This is a genomic window from Vibrio proteolyticus NBRC 13287, assembly GCF_000467125.1.
GTDB classification, from domain to species: Bacteria; Pseudomonadota; Gammaproteobacteria; order Enterobacterales; family Vibrionaceae; genus Vibrio; species Vibrio proteolyticus.
This window is the reverse complement of record NZ_BATJ01000026.1, coordinates 24289-43199: the sequence shown is the minus strand read 5'-3', so window position 1 is coordinate 43199 and position 18911 is coordinate 24289. Positions and strand designations below refer to the sequence as shown.

14 protein-coding genes are annotated in these 18911 nt (G+C 54.7%); 11 read left to right on the top strand and 3 right to left on the bottom strand.

All coding sequences use genetic code 11. The annotated features are described in order from the left end of the window. The first annotated feature begins 19 nt into the window (after positions 1-19). From VPR01S_RS20225 to VPR01S_RS20195, 7 genes are all read left to right on the top strand, one after another. The gene (locus VPR01S_RS20225; RefSeq protein ID WP_021707239.1) at positions 20-931 is read left to right on the top strand and encodes a carbamate kinase; all 912 of its coding nucleotides are present in this window, start codon (positions 20-22) and stop codon (positions 929-931) included. Positions 932-1023: 92 nt separating this feature from the next. Then, positions 1024-2034 carry an ornithine carbamoyltransferase gene (locus tag VPR01S_RS20220; protein ID WP_021707238.1) on the top strand — a complete coding sequence of 337 codons (1011 nt, stop codon included), beginning with the start codon at positions 1024-1026 and terminating at the stop codon, positions 2032-2034. Between the two features lie 427 nt (positions 2035-2461). Then, positions 2462-3391 (top strand): aspartate carbamoyltransferase, encoded by a 930-nt coding sequence (pyrB, locus tag VPR01S_RS20215; protein WP_021707237.1) that lies wholly within the window; start codon positions 2462-2464, stop codon positions 3389-3391. A gap of 18 nt (positions 3392-3409) precedes the next feature. Continuing rightward, positions 3410-3874, top strand: a complete 465-nt coding sequence (pyrI, locus tag VPR01S_RS20210) for an aspartate carbamoyltransferase regulatory subunit (RefSeq protein ID WP_021707236.1) — start codon at positions 3410-3412, stop codon at positions 3872-3874. Between the two features lie 314 nt (positions 3875-4188). Beyond that, positions 4189-4665 (top strand): arginine repressor, encoded by a 477-nt coding sequence (locus VPR01S_RS20205; protein WP_156008764.1) that lies wholly within the window; start codon positions 4189-4191, stop codon positions 4663-4665. Between the two features lie 174 nt (positions 4666-4839). Beyond that, positions 4840-6648, top strand: a complete 1809-nt coding sequence (locus tag VPR01S_RS20200; protein WP_021707234.1) for a protein-disulfide reductase DsbD — start codon at positions 4840-4842, stop codon at positions 6646-6648. 177 nt (positions 6649-6825) lie between these two features. Beyond that, complete coding sequence (locus tag VPR01S_RS20195) at positions 6826-7458, top strand: response regulator transcription factor (RefSeq protein ID WP_021707233.1); 633 nt, start codon at positions 6826-6828, stop codon at positions 7456-7458. On the opposite strand, the gene VPR01S_RS20190 is transcribed toward VPR01S_RS20195, so the two are convergent. Continuing rightward, positions 7455-9182, bottom strand: coding sequence for a potassium/proton antiporter (locus tag VPR01S_RS20190; RefSeq protein WP_021707232.1), 1728 nt, complete (start codon positions 9180-9182; stop codon positions 7455-7457). The genes VPR01S_RS20195 and VPR01S_RS20190 overlap by 4 nt on opposite strands. Before the next feature lie 349 nt (positions 9183-9531). Between VPR01S_RS20190 and VPR01S_RS20185 the strand changes: the two genes are divergently transcribed. From VPR01S_RS20185 to VPR01S_RS20175, 3 genes are all read left to right on the top strand, one after another. Next, entirely contained in the window at positions 9532-9795 is a 264-nt protein-coding gene (locus VPR01S_RS20185) for a DUF4212 domain-containing protein (protein ID WP_021707231.1), read from the top strand. Positions 9796-9807: 12 nt separating this feature from the next. Continuing rightward, positions 9808-11535, top strand: coding sequence for a sodium:solute symporter family protein (locus VPR01S_RS20180; RefSeq protein WP_021707230.1), 1728 nt, complete (start codon positions 9808-9810; stop codon positions 11533-11535). 96 nt (positions 11536-11631) lie between these two features. Beyond that, the gene (locus VPR01S_RS20175; protein ID WP_021707229.1) at positions 11632-12126 is read left to right on the top strand and encodes a hypothetical protein; all 495 of its coding nucleotides are present in this window, start codon (positions 11632-11634) and stop codon (positions 12124-12126) included. 30 nt (positions 12127-12156) lie between these two features. On the opposite strand, the gene VPR01S_RS20170 is transcribed toward VPR01S_RS20175, so the two are convergent. Together VPR01S_RS20170 and VPR01S_RS20165 are read right to left on the bottom strand one after the other, a co-directional pair. After that, entirely contained in the window at positions 12157-15585 is a 3429-nt protein-coding gene (locus tag VPR01S_RS20170) for a PAS domain-containing hybrid sensor histidine kinase/response regulator (protein ID WP_021707228.1), read from the bottom strand. A 105-nt stretch (positions 15586-15690) separates the two neighbouring features. Beyond that, positions 15691-16881, bottom strand: a complete 1191-nt coding sequence (locus VPR01S_RS20165; protein ID WP_021707227.1) for a 3-phenylpropionate MFS transporter — start codon at positions 16879-16881, stop codon at positions 15691-15693. Between the two features lie 191 nt (positions 16882-17072). On the opposite strand from VPR01S_RS20165, the gene VPR01S_RS20160 reads away from it, so the two are divergent. After that, positions 17073-18902, top strand: coding sequence for a DUF294 nucleotidyltransferase-like domain-containing protein (locus VPR01S_RS20160; protein WP_040903213.1), 1830 nt, complete (start codon positions 17073-17075; stop codon positions 18900-18902). Positions 18903-18911: the final 9 nt, after the last annotated feature.

Sequence of the window (18911 nt, the reverse complement as noted above, 5' to 3'; positions counted from 1 at the left end):
ATGAAGAAGAGACAAACGTATGACTAAACAAACGGTAGTTGTAGCTCTGGGTGGCAATGCCCTGCTGCGTCGCGGTGAGCCACTGGAAGCCGACGTTCAGCGTCATAACATTGAAATCGCGGTCAACACCATCGCGAAAATTGCCGAACAATACAACGTGGTGCTGGTGCACGGCAACGGACCTCAAGTTGGTCTGCTGGCGTTGCAGGGTCTGGAGTACAAAAAAGTCGCCCCTTACCCCCTTGATGTCCTCGGCAGTGAAACTCAGGGCATGATCGGTTACATGTTGATGCAGGAATTCAAAAACCAGATGCCAGACACCAACGTCACCTGCATGCTGACGCAAATGAGTGTGGATCCCAATGATCCGGCGTTTGCCGACCCGACCAAACCGATCGGCCCTATCTATGAAGAAGCGGAAGCGCGCGAACTGGCAGAGAAGTATCACTGGACGGTCAAACCAGACGGCAAGCACTTCCGCCGAGTGGTTCCCAGCCCACAACCGACGGGCATCATCGAGCATGACGCGATCACCAAACTGATCGACGAAGGCCACCTGGTGATCTGTACCGGCGGCGGTGGCATCCCGGTGAAACGTGAAAACGGCAAACTGGTCGGTGTGGAAGCGGTGATCGATAAAGACATGTCGGCGGCGTTTCTGGCCAAACAACTGAATGCCGATGCGCTCTTGATCCTGACAGACGCCGACGCAGTGTACCTCGACTGGGGCACCCCCACTCAGCAAGCACTGCGCCACACTACCCCGTCTGAACTGGCGCAATATCAATTTGATGCCGGCTCCATGGGCCCCAAAATCGAAGCTTCGTGCGAATTCATCCGCCAGGGCGGCAAAGTCGTCGGTATCGGTGCACTGGAAGATGGTCTGCGCATTTTGCACGGCCAGGCGGGCACCAACATCATCCGGGATTAAGCAGCACAATATTAACGACTATCAACCAATTATTTGCGCTTTCTTACTTTGTACCCTGCTCGTGGGAAGGCGCCTAACATGAGGATCTCATCATGGCTTTCAATCTACGTAACCGTAACTTCCTGAAACTCCTGGACTTCACACCACGTGAAATTCAACACCTGCTGGATTTGTCCATGGAGCTGAAAAAAGCCAAATACAACGGCTATGAACAGCCCCGCCTGAAAGGCAAAAACATTGCGCTGATCTTTGAAAAAACCTCCACTCGCACCCGTTGTGCCTTTGAAGTGGCAGCATTTGACCAGGGCGCCCAGGTTTCTTACTTAGGCCCCAGCGGCTCTCAAATCGGTCATAAAGAATCGATGAAAGACACCGCTCGCGTACTGGGCCGCATGTATGACGGCATCGAATACCGCGGCTTTGGCCAGTCCATCGTCGAAGAGCTGGGCGCTCACGCTGGTGTACCGGTCTGGAACGGTCTGACCGACGAGTTCCACCCGACTCAGATCCTGGCAGATTTCCTGACCATGTTAGAGCACGGCCGTGGCAAACAACTGCACGAAATCCGCTTTGCCTACCTTGGTGATGCGCGCAACAACATGGGCAACTCTCTGATGGTCGGCGCAGCGAAAATGGGCATGGACATTCGTCTGGTTGCACCAAAACAGTACTGGCCGGAAGAGAGTCTGGTGGCGGAATGCCGCGATATCGCCGCTGCAACTGGCGCCAAAATCACCCTGACCGAAGACGTGAAAGAAGGCGTAGAGGGTTGTGACTACCTGTACACCGACGTTTGGGTCTCCATGGGCGAAGCCAAAGAAGCCTGGGCTGAGCGCATCAATCTGATGCTGCCTTACCAGGTCAATATGGAGGTCATCAAGGCCACAGGTAACCCACATGTCAAATTCATGCACTGTCTGCCGGCATTCCACGGTGAAGACACCACCGTCGGTAAAGAACTGGCACAAGAGTACCCTGTGCTAAAACAAGGTTGTGAAGTCACCGACGACGTGATTGAGTCCGACTATTCGATCGTTTTCGACGAAGCAGAGAACCGCATGCACACCATCAAAGCCATCATGGTGGCGACATTAGGTGACTGATCCTTCACTGACTCACGGCAGGGAAAAAATGCGGGTGGCACTCAGGACCCAAACCCTCAATCCGGCCTGAATAAAGTCCGCATTTTTTTTCATTCCCAGCTCGCATAACGCGGCGCCATCGGCGCCGCTTTTTCTTATGTGCCAAATGTTTAAAAGCGCAGAAAGACCAAGCAAAATCTCGCATAAAATTCCATAAAATGAATACTTTAGCCAAGGTATTGCAAGGCGGGATTTAGCGCGTATAATCCTTCGCAATTTGTCTACAGAGTGATGAAAAATGACCCGGTCCGCTTACGACAACTCGTTGTCTCGCCCACGCCCGAATGCGGCGTTGACGGCCGTGTTATTTTTTATTGCTGATCATGATTGAAGCCTCCTATTTCAGGGGGCTTTTTTTTGGCCGTAAGTTAATGGAGGAAGACACGCCATGGCGCATTCGTTGTTCAACAAACACATCATCTCCATTCCAGAGCTGAGCCGCAGCGAACTGGAACTGATTGTCGATACCGCAGCCCAAATCAAAGCGGAACCCCGCCCGGAACTGCTGAAAAACAAAGTGGTCGCAAGCTGCTTTTTTGAGCCGTCCACCCGCACTCGCCTGTCATTTGAAACCGCCGTCCAGCGTCTGGGTGGCAGTGTGATTGGCTTTGACAACGGCGGTAACACCTCACTGGCGAAGAAAGGCGAAACGCTGGCCGACTCGGTCCAGGTGATCGCCTCTTACGTCGATGCGTTTGTCATGCGTCATCCGCAAGAAGGTGCAGCCCGTCTGGCGTCTGAGTTTTCTGCCGGCGTGCCGGTGATCAACGGTGGTGATGGTGCCAATCAGCATCCGACCCAAACGCTGTTGGATCTGTTCTCGATTTACGAGACTCAGGGCACCCTAGACAACCTCAACGTTGCGTTTGTCGGTGATCTGAAATACGGCCGTACCGTGCATTCCCTGACTCAGGCGCTGTCCAAGTTCAACAACGTGCGTTTCTTCTTCATCGCGCCGGAAGTGCTGGCGATGCCGGATTACATCTGCGAAGAACTCGACGAGCACGGCATCCGCTACAGCCTGCACACCAGCATTGAAGAAGTGGTGCCGGAGCTGGATATTCTCTACATGACCCGGGTTCAGAAAGAACGCTTCGATGAGTCTGAATACGCCCACATGAAGTCAGCCTACATTCTGACAGCGGAAACGCTTAAAGAAGCGCGCAGTAATCTGAAAGTTCTGCACCCGTTGCCACGGGTGGACGAAATTACCACCGACGTCGACAAAACCCCGCACGCCTATTATTTCGAGCAGGCCGAAAACGGGGTCTACGCACGCCAGGCACTGCTGGCGCTGGTTCTGAATGAAAATCTGTAAGCGGGAGGAGAGATAAACATGGTCAAACAAAATCAATTGCAGGTTGAAGCGATTCGCCACGGTTCCGTCATCGATCACGTCCCCGCCAACATCGGGATCAAGATCCTTCAGTTGTTCCGCATGCATGATCACTGCGAGCGCATTACCATTGGCCTAAACCTGCCATCATCGGCACTTGGACACAAAGATCTGATCAAAATTGAAAACGTCTTTCTGACCAAAGATCAGGCCAATCAGCTGGCGCTGTATGCCCCGCATGCCACCGTGAACCAGATTGAAGACTATCAGGTGGTCAACAAGCTGACCTTGACCTTGCCGGAGCGAATTGACGGTGTGTTCGCCTGCCCGAACAGCAACTGCATCTCACACGGTGAACCGGTAGAAAGCCGATTCAAAGTGCAGCAAAAAAGCGATAACGTGCAGCTAAAGTGTCACTATTGTGAAAAAGTATTCTCACGCGAAATTATGACTGAATCGCGCTAAGCCTGCCCTGTCAGGCGTCTCCCATCCGCCTGACCAACTCGGTTGGATAGTTATGCCCGGCAGGGAATAATTATCCAACCACATCAGAATAATTCACCATTTTATCGGCAATATTATAGATTTTTATTTGGTGATCTCATTCAAAAAGCCACACATTATTTGATGGTAAACTCTTCAGCACAATAATAATTAAGCCATCACCAGTATGGTTCAGCCTCTATCCGGTCAGCTCCACAATGGAAGGAGTTTATTACCCACAAGGATGGATATTATTCAGTAACGTCTTAACCAAGGAGTTGCCCGTGAACGATATAATGCACCCCGAGGCATTGGGCACCGCAGATGATCACACGCTTGCCACCGCCTGCAAACGGCTATTACAACAACAGAGTTTCAGTACCCAGAACGAACTGCGCGAAAAGCTGATCGACATTGGCTACGAAGGGATCAGCCAGTCGACGGTCTCTCGCCTGCTGTCACAGCTTGGCGTCGTCAAAGTCCAGAATGCCTGCGGCAAAAAAGTGTACTGCATCACGGTCGAAAACGCCCCGGTGCGGGTTGAGTCTTCGATCGCCTCACAAATCGAATTCATCACCCACAACCAGTCCATCGTGGTGGTCAAAACCCACCCCGGCAGTGCTCAGTTAGTGGCTCGTCTGGTCGACATCGACCCCCATACCGAGATTCTTGGCACCGTAGGCGGTAACGATACGGTGATCATCATCCCCAAAGACACCGACCGCATTGACGCCTGCGAACGGGTAGTCAAAGCCCGTCTGGGCGTGATGTAACGTAAAACCGCAGCCCATGCTGCGGTTTTTTGATCTCTCGATTAACCCGCGTATGAAACTAATTCGTCACCTCGCCGGTCTGAATGAAAGAGTCCCGGCGTTTTGCCGAGTGAGTTTAACTCCACCGCACTTGGGTATAACATACCCGGTAAGTCTTACATTTGGCCCGGTTATATGCGCTACGCAATTTCACTGTTACTGTTTGTTTTTTCATTGCTTTCTTTACCGGCTCACGCGTCGTTGTTCAACAACAGCAACACGCCGAGCTTTGGTGCCAGCAACAACACCTTTGTCCCGGTCGATCAGGCCTTCCCTTTCCGCTTTGAACAAGAGGGCAACCGGGTTTATCTCGACTGGCAGGTTAAGCCGGACTATTACCTCTATCAGGAGCGGATTTCCGTCTCCGGGGATAAGGTCGCGGTCGGCTCGATTGAGATGCGCGAGGGTCAGCCCTACGAGGACGAGTTCTTCGGTCAGGTGAAAATCTATACAACGCCGATCATGATCGAAGTGCCGCTGAGTCAGTACCAAGACGGCGCACAACTGATGGTGCAGTATCAAGGCTGTGCCAAAGCCGGGTTCTGTTATCCACCGGAAACCCGGATCGTTAAACTACAACCGTTTAGCGACACCGCCGCGACGACAACACCATCGGTTGTCAGCACGCCAGACCCGCAGGTAACGCCGCTCGACACCGCAGTCATCACTCAGGACGCTCCCCAATCGCAAGAGAGCAGCCTGGCCGGCGCTCTGGCCGATAACTGGTGGACGCCGTTGCTGTTTCTTGCCCTTGGCGTGGGCCTGGCATTTACCCCGTGTGTGCTGCCGATGTACCCGATCCTGACCAGTATTGTGCTCGGCAGTGGCAAGCTCAGCCATAAACGCGCACTGGGGCTGGCCTTCGTCTATGTCCAGGGCATGGCCCTGACCTACACCCTGCTCGGTCTGGTGGTCGCCTCGGCCGGAATGCAATTTCAGGCAGCGATGCAACACCCGTACGTCTTAATTACTCTGAGCGGGTTGTTTGTTGCACTGGCACTGTCGATGTTTGGTGTTTATACCCTGCAACTGCCGAGTGCCCTTCAGACCTGGCTCAACAACCTCAGTAACAAGCAACAGGGCGGCAGCAGTGCCGGTGTGTTTGCCATGGGCGCCATCTCTGGACTGGTGTGTTCACCTTGCACTACGGCGCCCCTGTCCGGCGCCTTGCTGTACGTCGCCCAAAGCGGGGATTTACTGACGGGTGCGGTCGCACTGTACGCTCTGGCGATGGGCATGGGGATCCCGCTGATTTTGGTCGCCGTGTTTGGCAACAAACTGCTGCCAAAAGCCGGCAACTGGATGGAACGAGTGAAAACCTTGTTTGGCTTTGTTTTGCTGGCGGCACCGCTGTTCCTGCTGGAACGCATTCTTCCCTCAGCATGGAGCACCACGCTGTGGTCTCTGCTCGGCATCGCCGCATTCAGCTGGCTGTATCACCTTAAGAACAACCTGACTTTCGGGGGATGGAAGCAAAGCCTGATCGGCGTGGTGGCCATTCTGGGTCTGCTGGCCTCTGCCCAGCCGCTGCTCAGTCACTGGCTGGGCGAGGGCTCTGGGCAGTTGCAAGCTCAGCCCAGCATCAGCTTTAAACGCATCGCCAGCGTGGAGGATCTGAATCGTGAACTGGCGGCGGCAAAAGCGGCGGGCAAACCTGTGATGCTCGATTTCTACGCCGACTGGTGTGTGGCTTGTAAGGAGTTTGAAAAGTACACCTTCCATGACCCGGCAGTGGAAGCCAAACTCAAAGACTTTGTGCTGTTGCAGGCTGATGTGACCAAAAGCCTGCCCGACGACATTGCACTGCTCAAACAGATGGATGTGCTGGGATTACCAACCATTGAGTTCTGGAACGCCGCAGGGGAACGGGTGTCAAACGCACGCCTGACCGGTTTTGTCAAAGCGGCGCCATTTTTAGACCACCTCAACGCGCATCAGCTCTAACCTGCCCGGTGCCCGCAGATGTGACCTGACGGTCGCTTTAAACGTCTTCGGGCCGGTTTCTCTCAAGCGTTCACTATAAAAGTCGATTCAGTTCAGACTTTTAGCGGATAGATATTGTCCACCAGCGGGATCGGGACAATAATTTCTTTAACCAAAATGTCAAAAGTAATTAACGTCATGGATTCGACTTACACCATCATCATTGCCGACGACCATCCTTTGTTCCGGAACGCCTTATTTCAGTCCGTTCATATGGCCGTCAGCGGAGCCAATCTGCTGGAAGCGGATTCCCTCGACGCTCTGCTCAATCTGCTGGCCCGTGAAGACGAACCGGATCTGTTACTGCTCGATCTGAAAATGCCTGGTGCCAACGGCATGTCCGGCCTGATCCAATTACGGGCGGAATACCCGGATTTACCGATTGTGGTGGTGTCCGCCAGTGAAGAACCTGCAGTCGTCACTCAGGTGAAAAGCCACGGCGCGTTCGGTTTTATTCCCAAATCCAGCGACATGCGCGAGTTGGTCAGTGCCTTGAATCAGGTTCTGGCGGGTGACCCGTTCTTCCCGGAAGGCCTGCTGACCAGTAATGCCGCCTGCAACGATCTGGCGGAGAAAATCGCCACCCTGACCCCGCAGCAGTATAAAGTGCTGGGGATGCTCTCTGACGGGCTGCTCAACAAACAAATTGCTTACGAACTTAATGTGTCTGAAGCCACCATCAAAGCGCACATGACCGCCATTTTCCGCAAGCTTGGGGTCAAAAATCGGACCCAGGCCGTCATCCTGCTCAATGAGCTGGGAGAGGTTTAAGACGCCTCTTCCTCTGGCAGACGCAAACCGACTTTAATGACATCACCGTCCGCCACCTCGGCAATCACCCAGTACAATCCGTTCCATTCAAAGTGATCGCCGATCACCGGGGTCGAACCCAGTTGCTGATGCACCAGATCCGTCAGGCTCATACTCTGGCTCTCTTCATCCAGCTCCAGCCCATACAACCCTGCCACATCGCTCAACTGCGTCGCCCCATCGAGGAAGAAATCGCCGAAGAAACGCACCAGTTCCGGTTTTTCCGGCGCTTCACTGAACAACTGACTGAGCGCCTCAAGATCTTTCTCCTGCGCCAGCACACACAGAACGTCATTCTCATGCAACTTGGAGCTGCCGCTCGGGTGAATCAACTGCCGTTCGCGGAAAATCGCCGCAATCCGCGTTCCCTCAGGCATAAACAGCGAACGCAGCGGCTCACCGATGTACCACTTTTCCGGTTTCATTTTGTACACGAACAGTTCCCACTCACTGGTCGGGAAAATCTCCACGCCGGTCCGTGAGACTGGCTCTGGCCGCGGAGGCAGTTCGACTTTGGCTTTCGCGGCGGCTTTGGTCAGAGTCCCCCCCTGCAGGAACAGCGAGACTAAGACGACGAAAAACGCCAGATTAAAGTACAGCTGCGCATCCGGTAGCCCGGCCATCATCGGGAACACCGCCAGAATGATCGGCACCGCTCCGCGCAGCCCCACCCAGGAAATAAACCATTTCTCGCGCGGTTTGAAACGGAACGGCGCCAGGCTGATCCACACCGACAGCGGACGGGCAAACAGAATCATACCAAAAGCCAACGCCAGGCCCGGCAGCAGAATATCGAGCAGGTTGGATGGGGTCACCAACAGTCCCAGGACCAGGAACATGCCGATCTGGCTCAGCCAGGTCATGCCATCCAAGACATTGAGAATCGAATATTTTCCCTGAGTGGGTTTGTTGCCCAAATACAAACCAACCAGATAAATCGCCAGAATACCGCTGCCCCCCAGAGCATTGGTGCTGGCAAAGATGATCAGGCCGACACTGACGGTCAGAATCGAATACAACCCGTCCGGCAGTTTGCTGTGATTGATCACCCGCCACAGCCCCCAACCACCGGCCAGGCCCATCAGCGCGCCGATGCCGAACTGCTTGACAAAACTGAGTGCCAGAAAGCCTGCGCTCAACTCTGCGCCCGGCTGGCCGAGAATCGCAATCAGCGTTACGGTCAGAAATACCGCCATCGGATCATTGGTTCCCGATTCAATCTCCAGCGTTGCTCCGACCCGTTCGTTGAGGCTGCGCCCTTTAAGCAGCGAAAACACCGCCGCGGCGTCGGTTGAGCCGACAATCGCCCCGACCAGAATCCCCTGCAACGGATGCAAGTCAAACAGCCAGGTGGCCATCAAGCCAGTCAAGACGGTAGTGATCGCCACCCCGAGCGTCGCCAGCGACACCGATGGCCACAAGGCCACGCGAAAACTGGACACCCGGGTGCGCATCCCACCATCGAGCAAAATCACCGCCAGCGCCAGGTTACTGACCAGATATGCCACGGAGTAATCATCAAACAGAATGCCCCCCGGTCCGTCTTCCCCGGCCAGCATACCGACCACCAGGAACAGAAACAGGATTGGGATACCCAGCTTGGATGACACCGGGCTGAGTAACACACTCAAAGCGATCAGCAAGGCGCCGATCAAAAAGAAACTGTTAATTGTCGTTGCGTCCACGCGTTCTCCCTTTATTGTTTTTGTTGAGTGAGTGAGCGCCGAACGGCGGATCGCCGTTCACCACTGACGAATGACATTATATCGTGCCAGCCCCCTGACAGAGAATCCATCCGGTTTGAATTATGTAAAAACTTTATGCAGCCGTTTGGACAGCATCGTTATTAGACCTTTGGCTAATTTAACACTACATTAACATTGCCGTTTTTCATCAATTAAACCCAATTACCTGAAATTAAATACAATTTTATTAATCTATGCTCGACTAAAGTTGAAAAGAGTAATCGACATCAGCTTGCTATTGTAGAGACTGAAACACTTTTTTAACAAACAACCTCGTAAGGAGACGGCAATGGCGTTTGAAAGTGAAGAAAGAGCCAAGGCCTATTGGAGCAAGAACGTCAAACTGATGACCATGCTGATGGTGATTTGGTTTGTCGTGTCTTTTGGCTGCGGCATCTTATTTGTCGATGAACTCAACCAATTCCAACTGGGCGGCTACAAACTGGGTTTCTGGTTTGCGCAGCAAGGATCGATATACGCCTTTTTGGTGATTATCTTCTACTACGCGTGGAAAATGCGTCAGATTGACCGCGAATTCAACGTGGATGAGTAAGGAGCTTTAGAGATGGATCTTAAAACAATTACATATCTCGTGGTCGGCGCCACCTTCCTGCTGTACATCGGTATCGCCATCTGGGCCCGAGCCGGTTCCACTAAAGAATTCTACGTCGCTGGCGGCGGGGTCAACCCGATCGCCAACGGCATGGCCACGGCGGCCGACTGGATGTCAGCCGCCTCGTTTATTTCCATGGCTGGCCTGATTGCCTTTATGGGTTACGGTGGTTCGGTCTTCCTGATGGGCTGGACGGGCGGCTACGTTCTGTTGGCTCTCTTACTGGCACCGTACCTGCGTAAATTTGGCAAGTTCACAGTACCGGAATTTGTCGGTGAGCGTTTCTACTCCAAAACCGCTCGCGTGGTGGCCGTAGCGTGTCTGATCATCGCGTCTGTGACCTATGTTATCGGTCAGATGAAAGGCGTGGGTGTTGCGTTTGGTCGCTTCCTGGAAGTGGACTACGCGACCGGCCTTGGCATCGGGATGTGTATCGTCTTCATCTACGCCGTTCTGGGCGGGATGAAAGGCATCACCTACACGCAGATTGCTCAATATTGCGTCCTCATTCTGGCGTACACCATTCCAGCAATATTCATCTCTCTGCAACTGACCGGGAATCCACTGCCGCAGATCGGGCTGGGCAGCACCATGGCGGGCACCGATCAGTATCTGCTTGACCGGCTGGATCAGGTGGTGACCGAACTCGGCTTCAGTCAATATACCACCCAGGTGCGCGGTGACACGCTCAACATGTTTGTCTACACCATGTCTCTGATGATCGGTACTGCAGGCCTGCCACACGTGATCATCCGTTTCTTCACGGTCCCGAAAGTGCGCGACGCGCGTACTTCTGCTGGCTGGGCACTGGTGTTTATTGCGATTCTTTACACCACCGCCCCTGCTGTGGCTGCCATGGCACGCCTTAATCTGATGGATACGGTCAACCCGGCTCCGGGACAGCATCTGGTGTATGACGAACGTCCGGCCTGGTTTAAAAACTGGGAGACCACCGGGTTATTAAAATTTGAAGACAAAAATGGCGATGGCGCCATCCAGTACACTTCCAACGCAGACACCAATGAGTTGAAAGTGGACAACGACATCATGGTACTGGCCAACCCGGAAATCGCCAAACTGCCAAACTGGGTGATTGCTCTGGTGGCCGCAGGGGGCCTGGCTGCCGCACTATCGACCGCAGCCGGTTTGTTGCTGGCGATCTCATCCGCCATTTCCCATGACCTGATCAAAGGGGTGATCAACCCGAACATTTCCGAGAAGAAAGAGCTGCTCGCCAGCCGGATATCCATGGCCGTGGCCATTGCGGTCTCTGGCTACCTCGGCTTGCATCCGCCGGGCTTTGCCGCCGGTACGGTAGCGCTGGCCTTCGGCCTGGCCGCCTCCTCTATCTTCCCGGCCTTGATGATGGGTATCTTCAGCAAGAACATCAACAAAGAAGGGGCGATCGCCGGCATGATCACCGGTATCGGCATCACACTGTTCTACGTCTTCCAGCACAAAGGGATCCTGTTCATTCCGGAATGGACATATCTGGAAAGCTGGGGCAGCAACTGGTTCCTCGGTATTGAACCGAACGCCTTTGGTGCCATCGGTGCGGTGTTTAACTTTATCGTCGCCTTCGCGGTCTCGAAAGTGACCACCGAAACGCCACAGGAAGTTAAAGATCTGGTTGAGCATGTTCGTGTACCGGTTGGTGCCGGCGAAGCACAATCACACTAATTAACGACCCATCACACAAAAGCCCCTTCGGGGGCTTTTTTCTTCGCCCTGATCGCGTATGTTAGCGCCATAGCTGTTGTTGCAAGGAAGCCAAACATGTTCAAAAACAAGCACTTTATTATTGCTCTGTTGATCGCCCCTATCTTATCGATCATCGCTTATTTCGGCACCGATATGGCGGTCAGCGAAAAAGCCCAACCAGCACAGGAAGGAGCCACTTACAAACTGGCCAGCAAATCCAACTGCCGCTACACCAGTGGTCTGTGCGACATGGAAAATGGGGATTTTAAAGTCCAGTTCCGCTCGGAGCATCTTGGCAAACAGCAACTGGACCTGTCGCTGAAAGCCGACTATCCGCTGGAAGGCGTTAAGGTATCCCTGGTTAATCACCCGGATCAGACCGCAGCACCGGTCGATATGCTACGCAGTGATGACAGCGCGCAGCACTGGACCATTACCCTGCCAGCCCCAAGCAGCGACACAAGCCGTCTGCGAGTGGCTATCTCTGCCAACGGCACCACGTATTTCGGCGAAACCGAGACCGACTTTGTGGTGTACCAGACACTGCTCGACGACAAGCAGCGCAACTGACTTCCCGAGCCGGGTTTTGCACCCGGCCTGTTACGCCACCCGGTTGAGGATCGCACGCAATTTAAGCGGCTTGACCGGTTTGGCCAAAAAACCAAAACCATTCGACTCAATCGCATCCAGCATATCCTGTGTGCGATCGGCACTAATGATCACACCGGCAAAACGCGCTCCGAGCCGTAAACGACACTGCTGCAAAACTTCCAACCCGGTACGGCCATTATCCAGACGGTAGTCCGACAAGATCACATCCGGCACCCAGCCGTCTTCCAGCGCTCTGAGGCTCTGAACCAGATCGAGTGCAGTGCGCACATCGCAGCCCCAGCGGCCAAGCAGATTGTCCATTCCCACCAGAATGTCCTCTTCATTGTCGACACACAAGACACGCAGATGCGCCACACTACTCGGCTCAGCCAAGCTCGGTGCCACCACAGGGGCAATACGCTCAGCACGATCTAAGGTGATGGAGAAGACACTGCCGCGGCCCGGCCACGAGCGCATGGATATCTGATGACCAAGCACATGAGCGATCCCTTTGGAGATCGCCAGCCCAAGCCCGAGCCCCTGATCAGAGCGCACGCTACTCGCGCGGGTAAACTCTTCGAAGATCATCTGTTGCTTGTCTTCATCGATACCGGTGCCGTTGTCCCATACCTCAATCCGCACCTGTTGCCCACAGCGGCGCACGCCGAGCACCACTTTGCCGTGCGGATTGTAACGAAACGCGTTGGTCAGAAAGTTCTGCACCACCCGCCGGAGCAATTTGGGATCGGAGTTGACAAACAGCCCGGATGGGATCAGCGTAAAATCGATCCCTTGCTGCCTGGCCAGCGCACTGAATTCGGCATCCAGATTAGCCAGTACATCCCGCAGCGCAAAAGCGTGCATGTGGATCTCCAGTTTGCCGGACTCCAGACGCGAGATATCCAGCAGATCGCCGATAAGATCCTCCGCGGCGCCAAGCGCACTTTCAATGTGCAGGGCCAGCGTCCGACTGTCATCCTCTTTGGCCACTTCAGAAAGCGACGAAGCAAACAGCCTCGCGGCGTTCAGCGGCTGCATCAAATCATGGCTCACCGCCGCCAGAAAGCGAGATTTGGACTTGGACTCCAGGTCCGAACGCTGCGTTGCGGCCACCAGCTTCTTGTTGAGCTGCTCCAGCTCCTGCGTCCGCTCGTGCACACGCTCTTCGAGCGTTTCATTGGCGTCTTTGAGCGCCTGCTCCGCCTCCCGGAACACCGTAATGTCGGTAAAACTCATCACAAAGCCGCCGCCCGGCATCGGATTCCCCTGAACTTCAATCACCCGGCCATCCGGTCTGACCCGCGAAGAGGTGTGTCGGGTCCCCTGCTCCAAGTGATACACCCGGCGCCGGACATGGTCTTCGGGGTCGCCCGGGCCACACAAACCTTGTTCGGCATTGTGGCGAATTACGTCCGCAATCGGCCGCCCGACCTGAATCAGACCGGGCGGGAATTCAAACAATTCCAGATAGCGCTGGTTCCAGGCCACCAGCCGCAGCTGTTTATCGACCACCGCAATGCCCTGACCGATGTGTTCAATCGCCCCTTGCAGCAAGCCCCGGCTAAAATCGTACAGCTCGGAGGCTTCATCAACGATGGTCGCCACTTCTTCCAGCTGCATATTTCTGCCTTGCAGCGCCGAAGTAAGCACCAACTTAGCAGAAGAGGCACCAAACACCCCAGCCAACACCCGTTCGGTATGGCGGATCAGCGTCGAAGGGGCTTGCTGATTAGGCAGCAAGGTTTCACGCTGCTGGCTCCAGTACTGACGAAACGCACTGCGCACCCGATGGCGACCAACAAAACGGGACGCCAGCATTTCCAGCTCCGCAATCGTCACCCGGCTCTGATACAAACTGATGTTTTCCGATTCTGGCAACGGCGCGCCGACAAAGGTGGCGGACTGCAGGCGCTCACTCAGACTCGGACGCGTCAGTAAGGAGACCACCACGTAACAGGCCGCATTGGCGGCCACGCTCAACACCATGCCCCAGTCCGACGGACGCAGTCCCCAGTCATCAAGCAGCTGAGGCGGCGCGATCATCCACAGCAGCAGATTTGACTCAGCGTTGCCGGCCAGCATGTCGGTCTGGCTCATCAGCGTGACCAGCCACAAGGCGAACCCGACCGCCAGACCCACGTACACCCCTTTGCGGTTACCCTGCCGCCAGTACATCCCGCCCAGCAGCGCCGGCGCAAACTGGGTGATCGCGGCAAACGAGAGAAAACCTATCGCAGACAGTGAGTGAATACTTCCCAATACCTGATAAAAGCCCCACGCGCCCATCAGTAGCAAGAGGATCAGCGCGCGGCGGATGATCAGCAATAATCCGGAGAAGTGGCGGTAATTGCGCTGCGAGAGACGCATTCGCCGCAGCAGCAACGGCATCACCAGATCATTCGACACCATGATCGCCAGTGCGATAGTCGAGACAATCACCATACCACTCGCCGCCGATGTGCCGCCAAGAAACGCCAGCAAAGCAATGTCGCTAGCCCCAACCAGCATCGGCACGCTGATGACGTAGGTATCCGCCGGGCTGCCGCTCAGTAATCCCTGTCCGACCCAGGCGATCGGCAGCACAAACACCCCCATTAGGATCAGATAGAGCGGAAACAACCAGCGCGCGGTATGCAAGTCCTGACCCCGCTCATTTTCCACCACCATGGTGTGAAACTGGCGCGGCAGACAGAAGATCGCCATGATGGTGAGAAAAGTATGGATCAGCAGCGTCGGAATATTGGGCGCCTGATAGGTATCGCTGGCAATCTGCGCCAGATTGATGTCCTGACGACTGAGCGCCAGATAGACAATGAACACCCCCACCACCAAAAAAGCCACCAATTTGACAATCGACTCGAATGCGATTGCCATCATCATGCCGCGGTGGTGTTCGGTATTATCGATATGTCGGGTACCAAACAGCATGGTAAATATCGCCAGCGCGATCACCACAAACCAGGAAACCTGATAGTTCTCATAACCATATTGAGTGGTCAGATCGGGCGCGATGATTTCCAGTCCCATCATGATACCGCGCAGCTGCAAGGCAATGTACGGCAGGATACCGACCACCGCGATCAGAGTGACCGCCACCGCCAGCCCCTGAGATTTGCCATAGCGGGCGGCAATGAAATCGGCAATCGAGGTAATGTGCTCGCGCTTGGCGATCAAGATCAGCCGGGCAATGACGCGCCAGAACAGCGTAAACACGATCACCGGGGCAAGGTAGATCGGCAAAAACGACCATGGGTTGTTGCTCGCCTGACCGACCGTGCCATAAAACGTCCATGAGGTACAGTACACCGCGATCGACAAGCTGTAGATCCACGGGCGCCATTTCGCCAACCAGTGACTCTGCCGGTCGCCGTACCAGGCGACCATAAACAGCAACACCAGGTACATCAGCGAAACCGGGATAACTATCCATCCTTGCATCAGATATCCTTGCAGCTGGGTAAGAAAAAACCTCCCCGCGAGCCATGCCGTTCAGGAGGAGGTTTCATTTAACAAAGTCTGCTCAATGATCTCAATCGCTTGAGTCTAATTCTGTGCTTTGGCCTCCGCTTTCTCTGCCATGCCATCGTGCACTGACCCGGGATGTTCCTCCACCCGAATCAACAGCGCCAAGGCGCCCATGGCTGCCATGGCCCAGAATACGCCAGCACCCCATTGCTCGTAACCCCACCCGCTCAAGGTGGTCATCAGCGCAATAAAGGCGCCGAGCGGAATCGCATTGTACAGCGCTTGCAGTGCCACCATCTTATGTGGCTCGGCATGCTGAATGTACTGGATGGCAGCAATGTGTGCGATGGCAAACGTCACCCCGTGCAGCAGTTGTATCATCACCAGCGCGGCGATCGCGGTCGTCGACGCCGTCATCCCCCAGCGCGCCATCACCCCCAGCGCGGCCACCACAAACATCGCCCGTAGCGACCAGCCGGCAAACAGGCGTTTACTGCCCGCAAACAACAGCACCTCTGCGGCTACGCCCAGGCTCCATAAATAGCCAATGACGGCCTCGGAATGACCCGCTTCTTTCCAGTAAATCGAGCTGAACGCGTAATACGCGGCGTGGCTTCCCTGCAACAGCGCCACCAATAGCAGAAACTTAACCACCGGCCATTCGCACAACAACTGGCCGAGTTTCGGTCGTGGTTGATGGCTTGCCTGCTGAGTGACCGGCATCGGTGCCGGGTGACGCACCGCCACCAAAATCGAAAACGCGACCCCGACCAGCGCAGTGTAAATGATCATATTGGCGCCATAGAGTTTGACCAGATAGCCCACCGCCAGCGAGCCAGCAATAAACGCAACGGAGCCCCACAAACGAGTCCGGCCGTAATCGAGCATCTTCAGGCGCGCGTAGTAATTCGCCATCGCGTCGGACAATGGCACAATCGGCCCACAGCAGAGGTTAAACAGCACCGTAGCCAAAGCCATCATCCAGAAACTGCCGCCGGTAAAGAGGTGAAAGACAACAAACGCCAACGCGGTCACGCTCAAGCCACGCAGCGCCGGGATCAGATGCTCCGCCTTGTGAATACGAGGGGTGAGCACCAGATTCGCCACACAGCGCGTAGCAAAACCGATCCCCATCAGCACACCGACGTCGGCCGCCGAGACCCCCTGATCTTTAAACCACAACGCCCAAAACGGCAGATATACTCCATACGCAAAGAAAAAACCGATGAAGTATTGGGAAATCCAGCCGTACGGAGAGGGCTTCAACATGTCTAAGATCCTGAAAAAATGAGCGATAAAAACCTCAATATTATGAGTGCGAGTAGCTTGAATAAAAAGGGAATATTACGCAACGAACTGTTTCCCTATTCGATACGCTGCCACGACATTAGACCAAAGTCGTCTGGAGGCATTGGCAGGATTTGTCACACTTGAATGAGTCCTTTATTTCGGTTGCCTCTATGCCAGATAAATTCAATATGCAGTCTCCGCCGTTTGACCGGCTGAGCGCCAGCCAGCAGCAAACACTGCGCAGTTCACTCGACGTAGCTTACTTCCGTGCGCGCGAATCTCTGCTCAAAGCCGATAGAGCCAGTGACTACCTGTACATACTGATCAAAGGGGTGGTGGAAGAGCGCAGCGCCGATGGCAACGAGATTTTTGCGCATTACGCCAACGACGATTTGTTTGACGTGCGAGCGATGTTTGACGAACAGGCACGCCATCAGTACGTGGCACTGGAAGACACCCTCGCCTATCTGTTACCCAAAGCGGTGTTCCTTGAGCTTTATCACAGCAACGGCCAGTTCGCGGCTTATTTTGACAATAACCTCGCCCGGCGTCAGGAGCTGATAGAAGCCGCTCAGCAGCAGCAAAACCTGGCCGAATTCATTCTGACCAAAGTCGACGCTTCGATCTATCATCCGCCGATGATTCTAGAGCCGGATCAAGCGCTGAATCAAGTGACCCAGCAACTCAAAGCGCGTGGGGCGGACGCCGCACTGGTGCGTCTCAATGACTCGGATATCCGTTTGCTCGATCAGCCTGGTGCTCATCATCCGTATGCCATCGTCACGCGAACCAACCTGCTGCACGCCGTAATGTTGGACGGCCATACGCAGGACACACCAGTTGGGCGCATCGCCACTTTCCCGGTGTTTCACGTCGAAAAAGGCGATTTCCTGTTTAATGCCCTGATCACCATGACGCGTAACCGAATGAAGCGCCTGATGGTCACCGACGGCCAGGACGCCGTCGGAATGCTCGATATGACCCAGATACTCAGCGCCTTCTCGACCCACTCGCACGTGCTGACACTGAGTATTGCCCGCGCCAGCAGCGTGGAGGAACTGGCGCTGGCCTCCAACCGTCAGCGTCAGTTGGTTGAAAGCCTTTTGAAAAACGGCATCCGCACTCGCTTTATCATGGAGCTGATTTCGGCCGTCAATGAACAGATCATTGAAAAAGCATTTGAGCTGGTAGTGCCACCGGCACTGCACGATCACTGTTGCATGTTGGTGCTCGGGTCCGAAGGACGGGGCGAGCAGATCTTAAAAACCGATCAGGACAACGCCCTGATCATCAAAGACGGCCTGCAATGGCATCAATGTCAGGCCGTGATGGAAACGCTCACTCACACCCTGGTGCAGCTTGGTTACCCGCTCTGTCCAGGCAAAGTGATGGTCAATAATCCCAAATGGGTCAAGAGTCAGAGCGAATGGCAAGCCACCCTGTCCACTTGGATCGAACGGGCACAACCGGAATCCGTGATGGATCTGGCCATCATCGCCGATGCCCATGCCGTCGCTGGCAACCGCCAGCTTCTGGAGCCGGTCGCCGCGCACCTGCGCGAGCGCATGAAAAACCGCATGCTGGTGCTGTCTGAGTTTACCCGCCCCGCACTGCAGTTCTCAGTGCCCCTAAGCTTGTTTGGCAACGTAAAAACAGACAAAGACGGGCTGGACATCAAACGGGGCGGGATTTTCCCGGTGGTGCACGGCATTCGTGCTCTGGCACTGGAATACGCGCTGCCGGAGAAAAACACTTTTGAACGGATTGATGCCTTGCGCCGCAAACGGATTCTGGAACCAGAGACGGCAGACAATCTCAGCGAAGCATTGAAGTTGTTCTTTAAACTGCGCTTGGCTCAGCAGTTGTCGACCTACAGTATCGACAACCATATCGACCCCAATCACCTCGACCGCACTGAGCGTGACTTGTTGCGCCACAGCTTGCACGCGGTGAAAAAATTTAAACAGTTCCTCGGCTATCACTACCAGATCCGGGACTGAGGAGCACTG

What these genes read in the sequence shown, in the direction of transcription:
- VPR01S_RS20225 (WP_021707239.1), top strand. Translation starts at nt 20, where the DNA reads ATGACTAAACAAACGGTAGTTGTAGCTCTGGGTGGCAATGCCCTGCTG.
- VPR01S_RS20220 (WP_021707238.1), top strand. Translation starts at nt 1,024, where the DNA reads ATGGCTTTCAATCTACGTAACCGTAACTTCCTGAAACTCCTGGACTTC.
- pyrB (WP_021707237.1), top strand. Translation starts at nt 2,462, where the DNA reads ATGGCGCATTCGTTGTTCAACAAACACATCATCTCCATTCCAGAGCTG.
- pyrI (WP_021707236.1), top strand. Translation starts at nt 3,410, where the DNA reads ATGGTCAAACAAAATCAATTGCAGGTTGAAGCGATTCGCCACGGTTCC.
- VPR01S_RS20205 (WP_156008764.1), top strand. Translation starts at nt 4,189, where the DNA reads ATGCACCCCGAGGCATTGGGCACCGCAGATGATCACACGCTTGCCACC.
- VPR01S_RS20200 (WP_021707234.1), top strand. Translation starts at nt 4,840, where the DNA reads ATGCGCTACGCAATTTCACTGTTACTGTTTGTTTTTTCATTGCTTTCT.
- VPR01S_RS20195 (WP_021707233.1), top strand. Translation starts at nt 6,826, where the DNA reads ATGGATTCGACTTACACCATCATCATTGCCGACGACCATCCTTTGTTC.
- VPR01S_RS20185 (WP_021707231.1), top strand. Translation starts at nt 9,532, where the DNA reads ATGGCGTTTGAAAGTGAAGAAAGAGCCAAGGCCTATTGGAGCAAGAAC.
- VPR01S_RS20180 (WP_021707230.1), top strand. Translation starts at nt 9,808, where the DNA reads ATGGATCTTAAAACAATTACATATCTCGTGGTCGGCGCCACCTTCCTG.
- VPR01S_RS20175 (WP_021707229.1), top strand. Translation starts at nt 11,632, where the DNA reads ATGTTCAAAAACAAGCACTTTATTATTGCTCTGTTGATCGCCCCTATC.
- VPR01S_RS20170 (WP_021707228.1), bottom strand. Translation starts at nt 15,585, where the DNA reads ATGCAAGGATGGATAGTTATCCCGGTTTCGCTGATGTACCTGGTGTTG.
- VPR01S_RS20165 (WP_021707227.1), bottom strand. Translation starts at nt 16,881, where the DNA reads ATGTTGAAGCCCTCTCCGTACGGCTGGATTTCCCAATACTTCATCGGT.
- VPR01S_RS20160 (WP_040903213.1), top strand. Translation starts at nt 17,073, where the DNA reads ATGCCAGATAAATTCAATATGCAGTCTCCGCCGTTTGACCGGCTGAGC.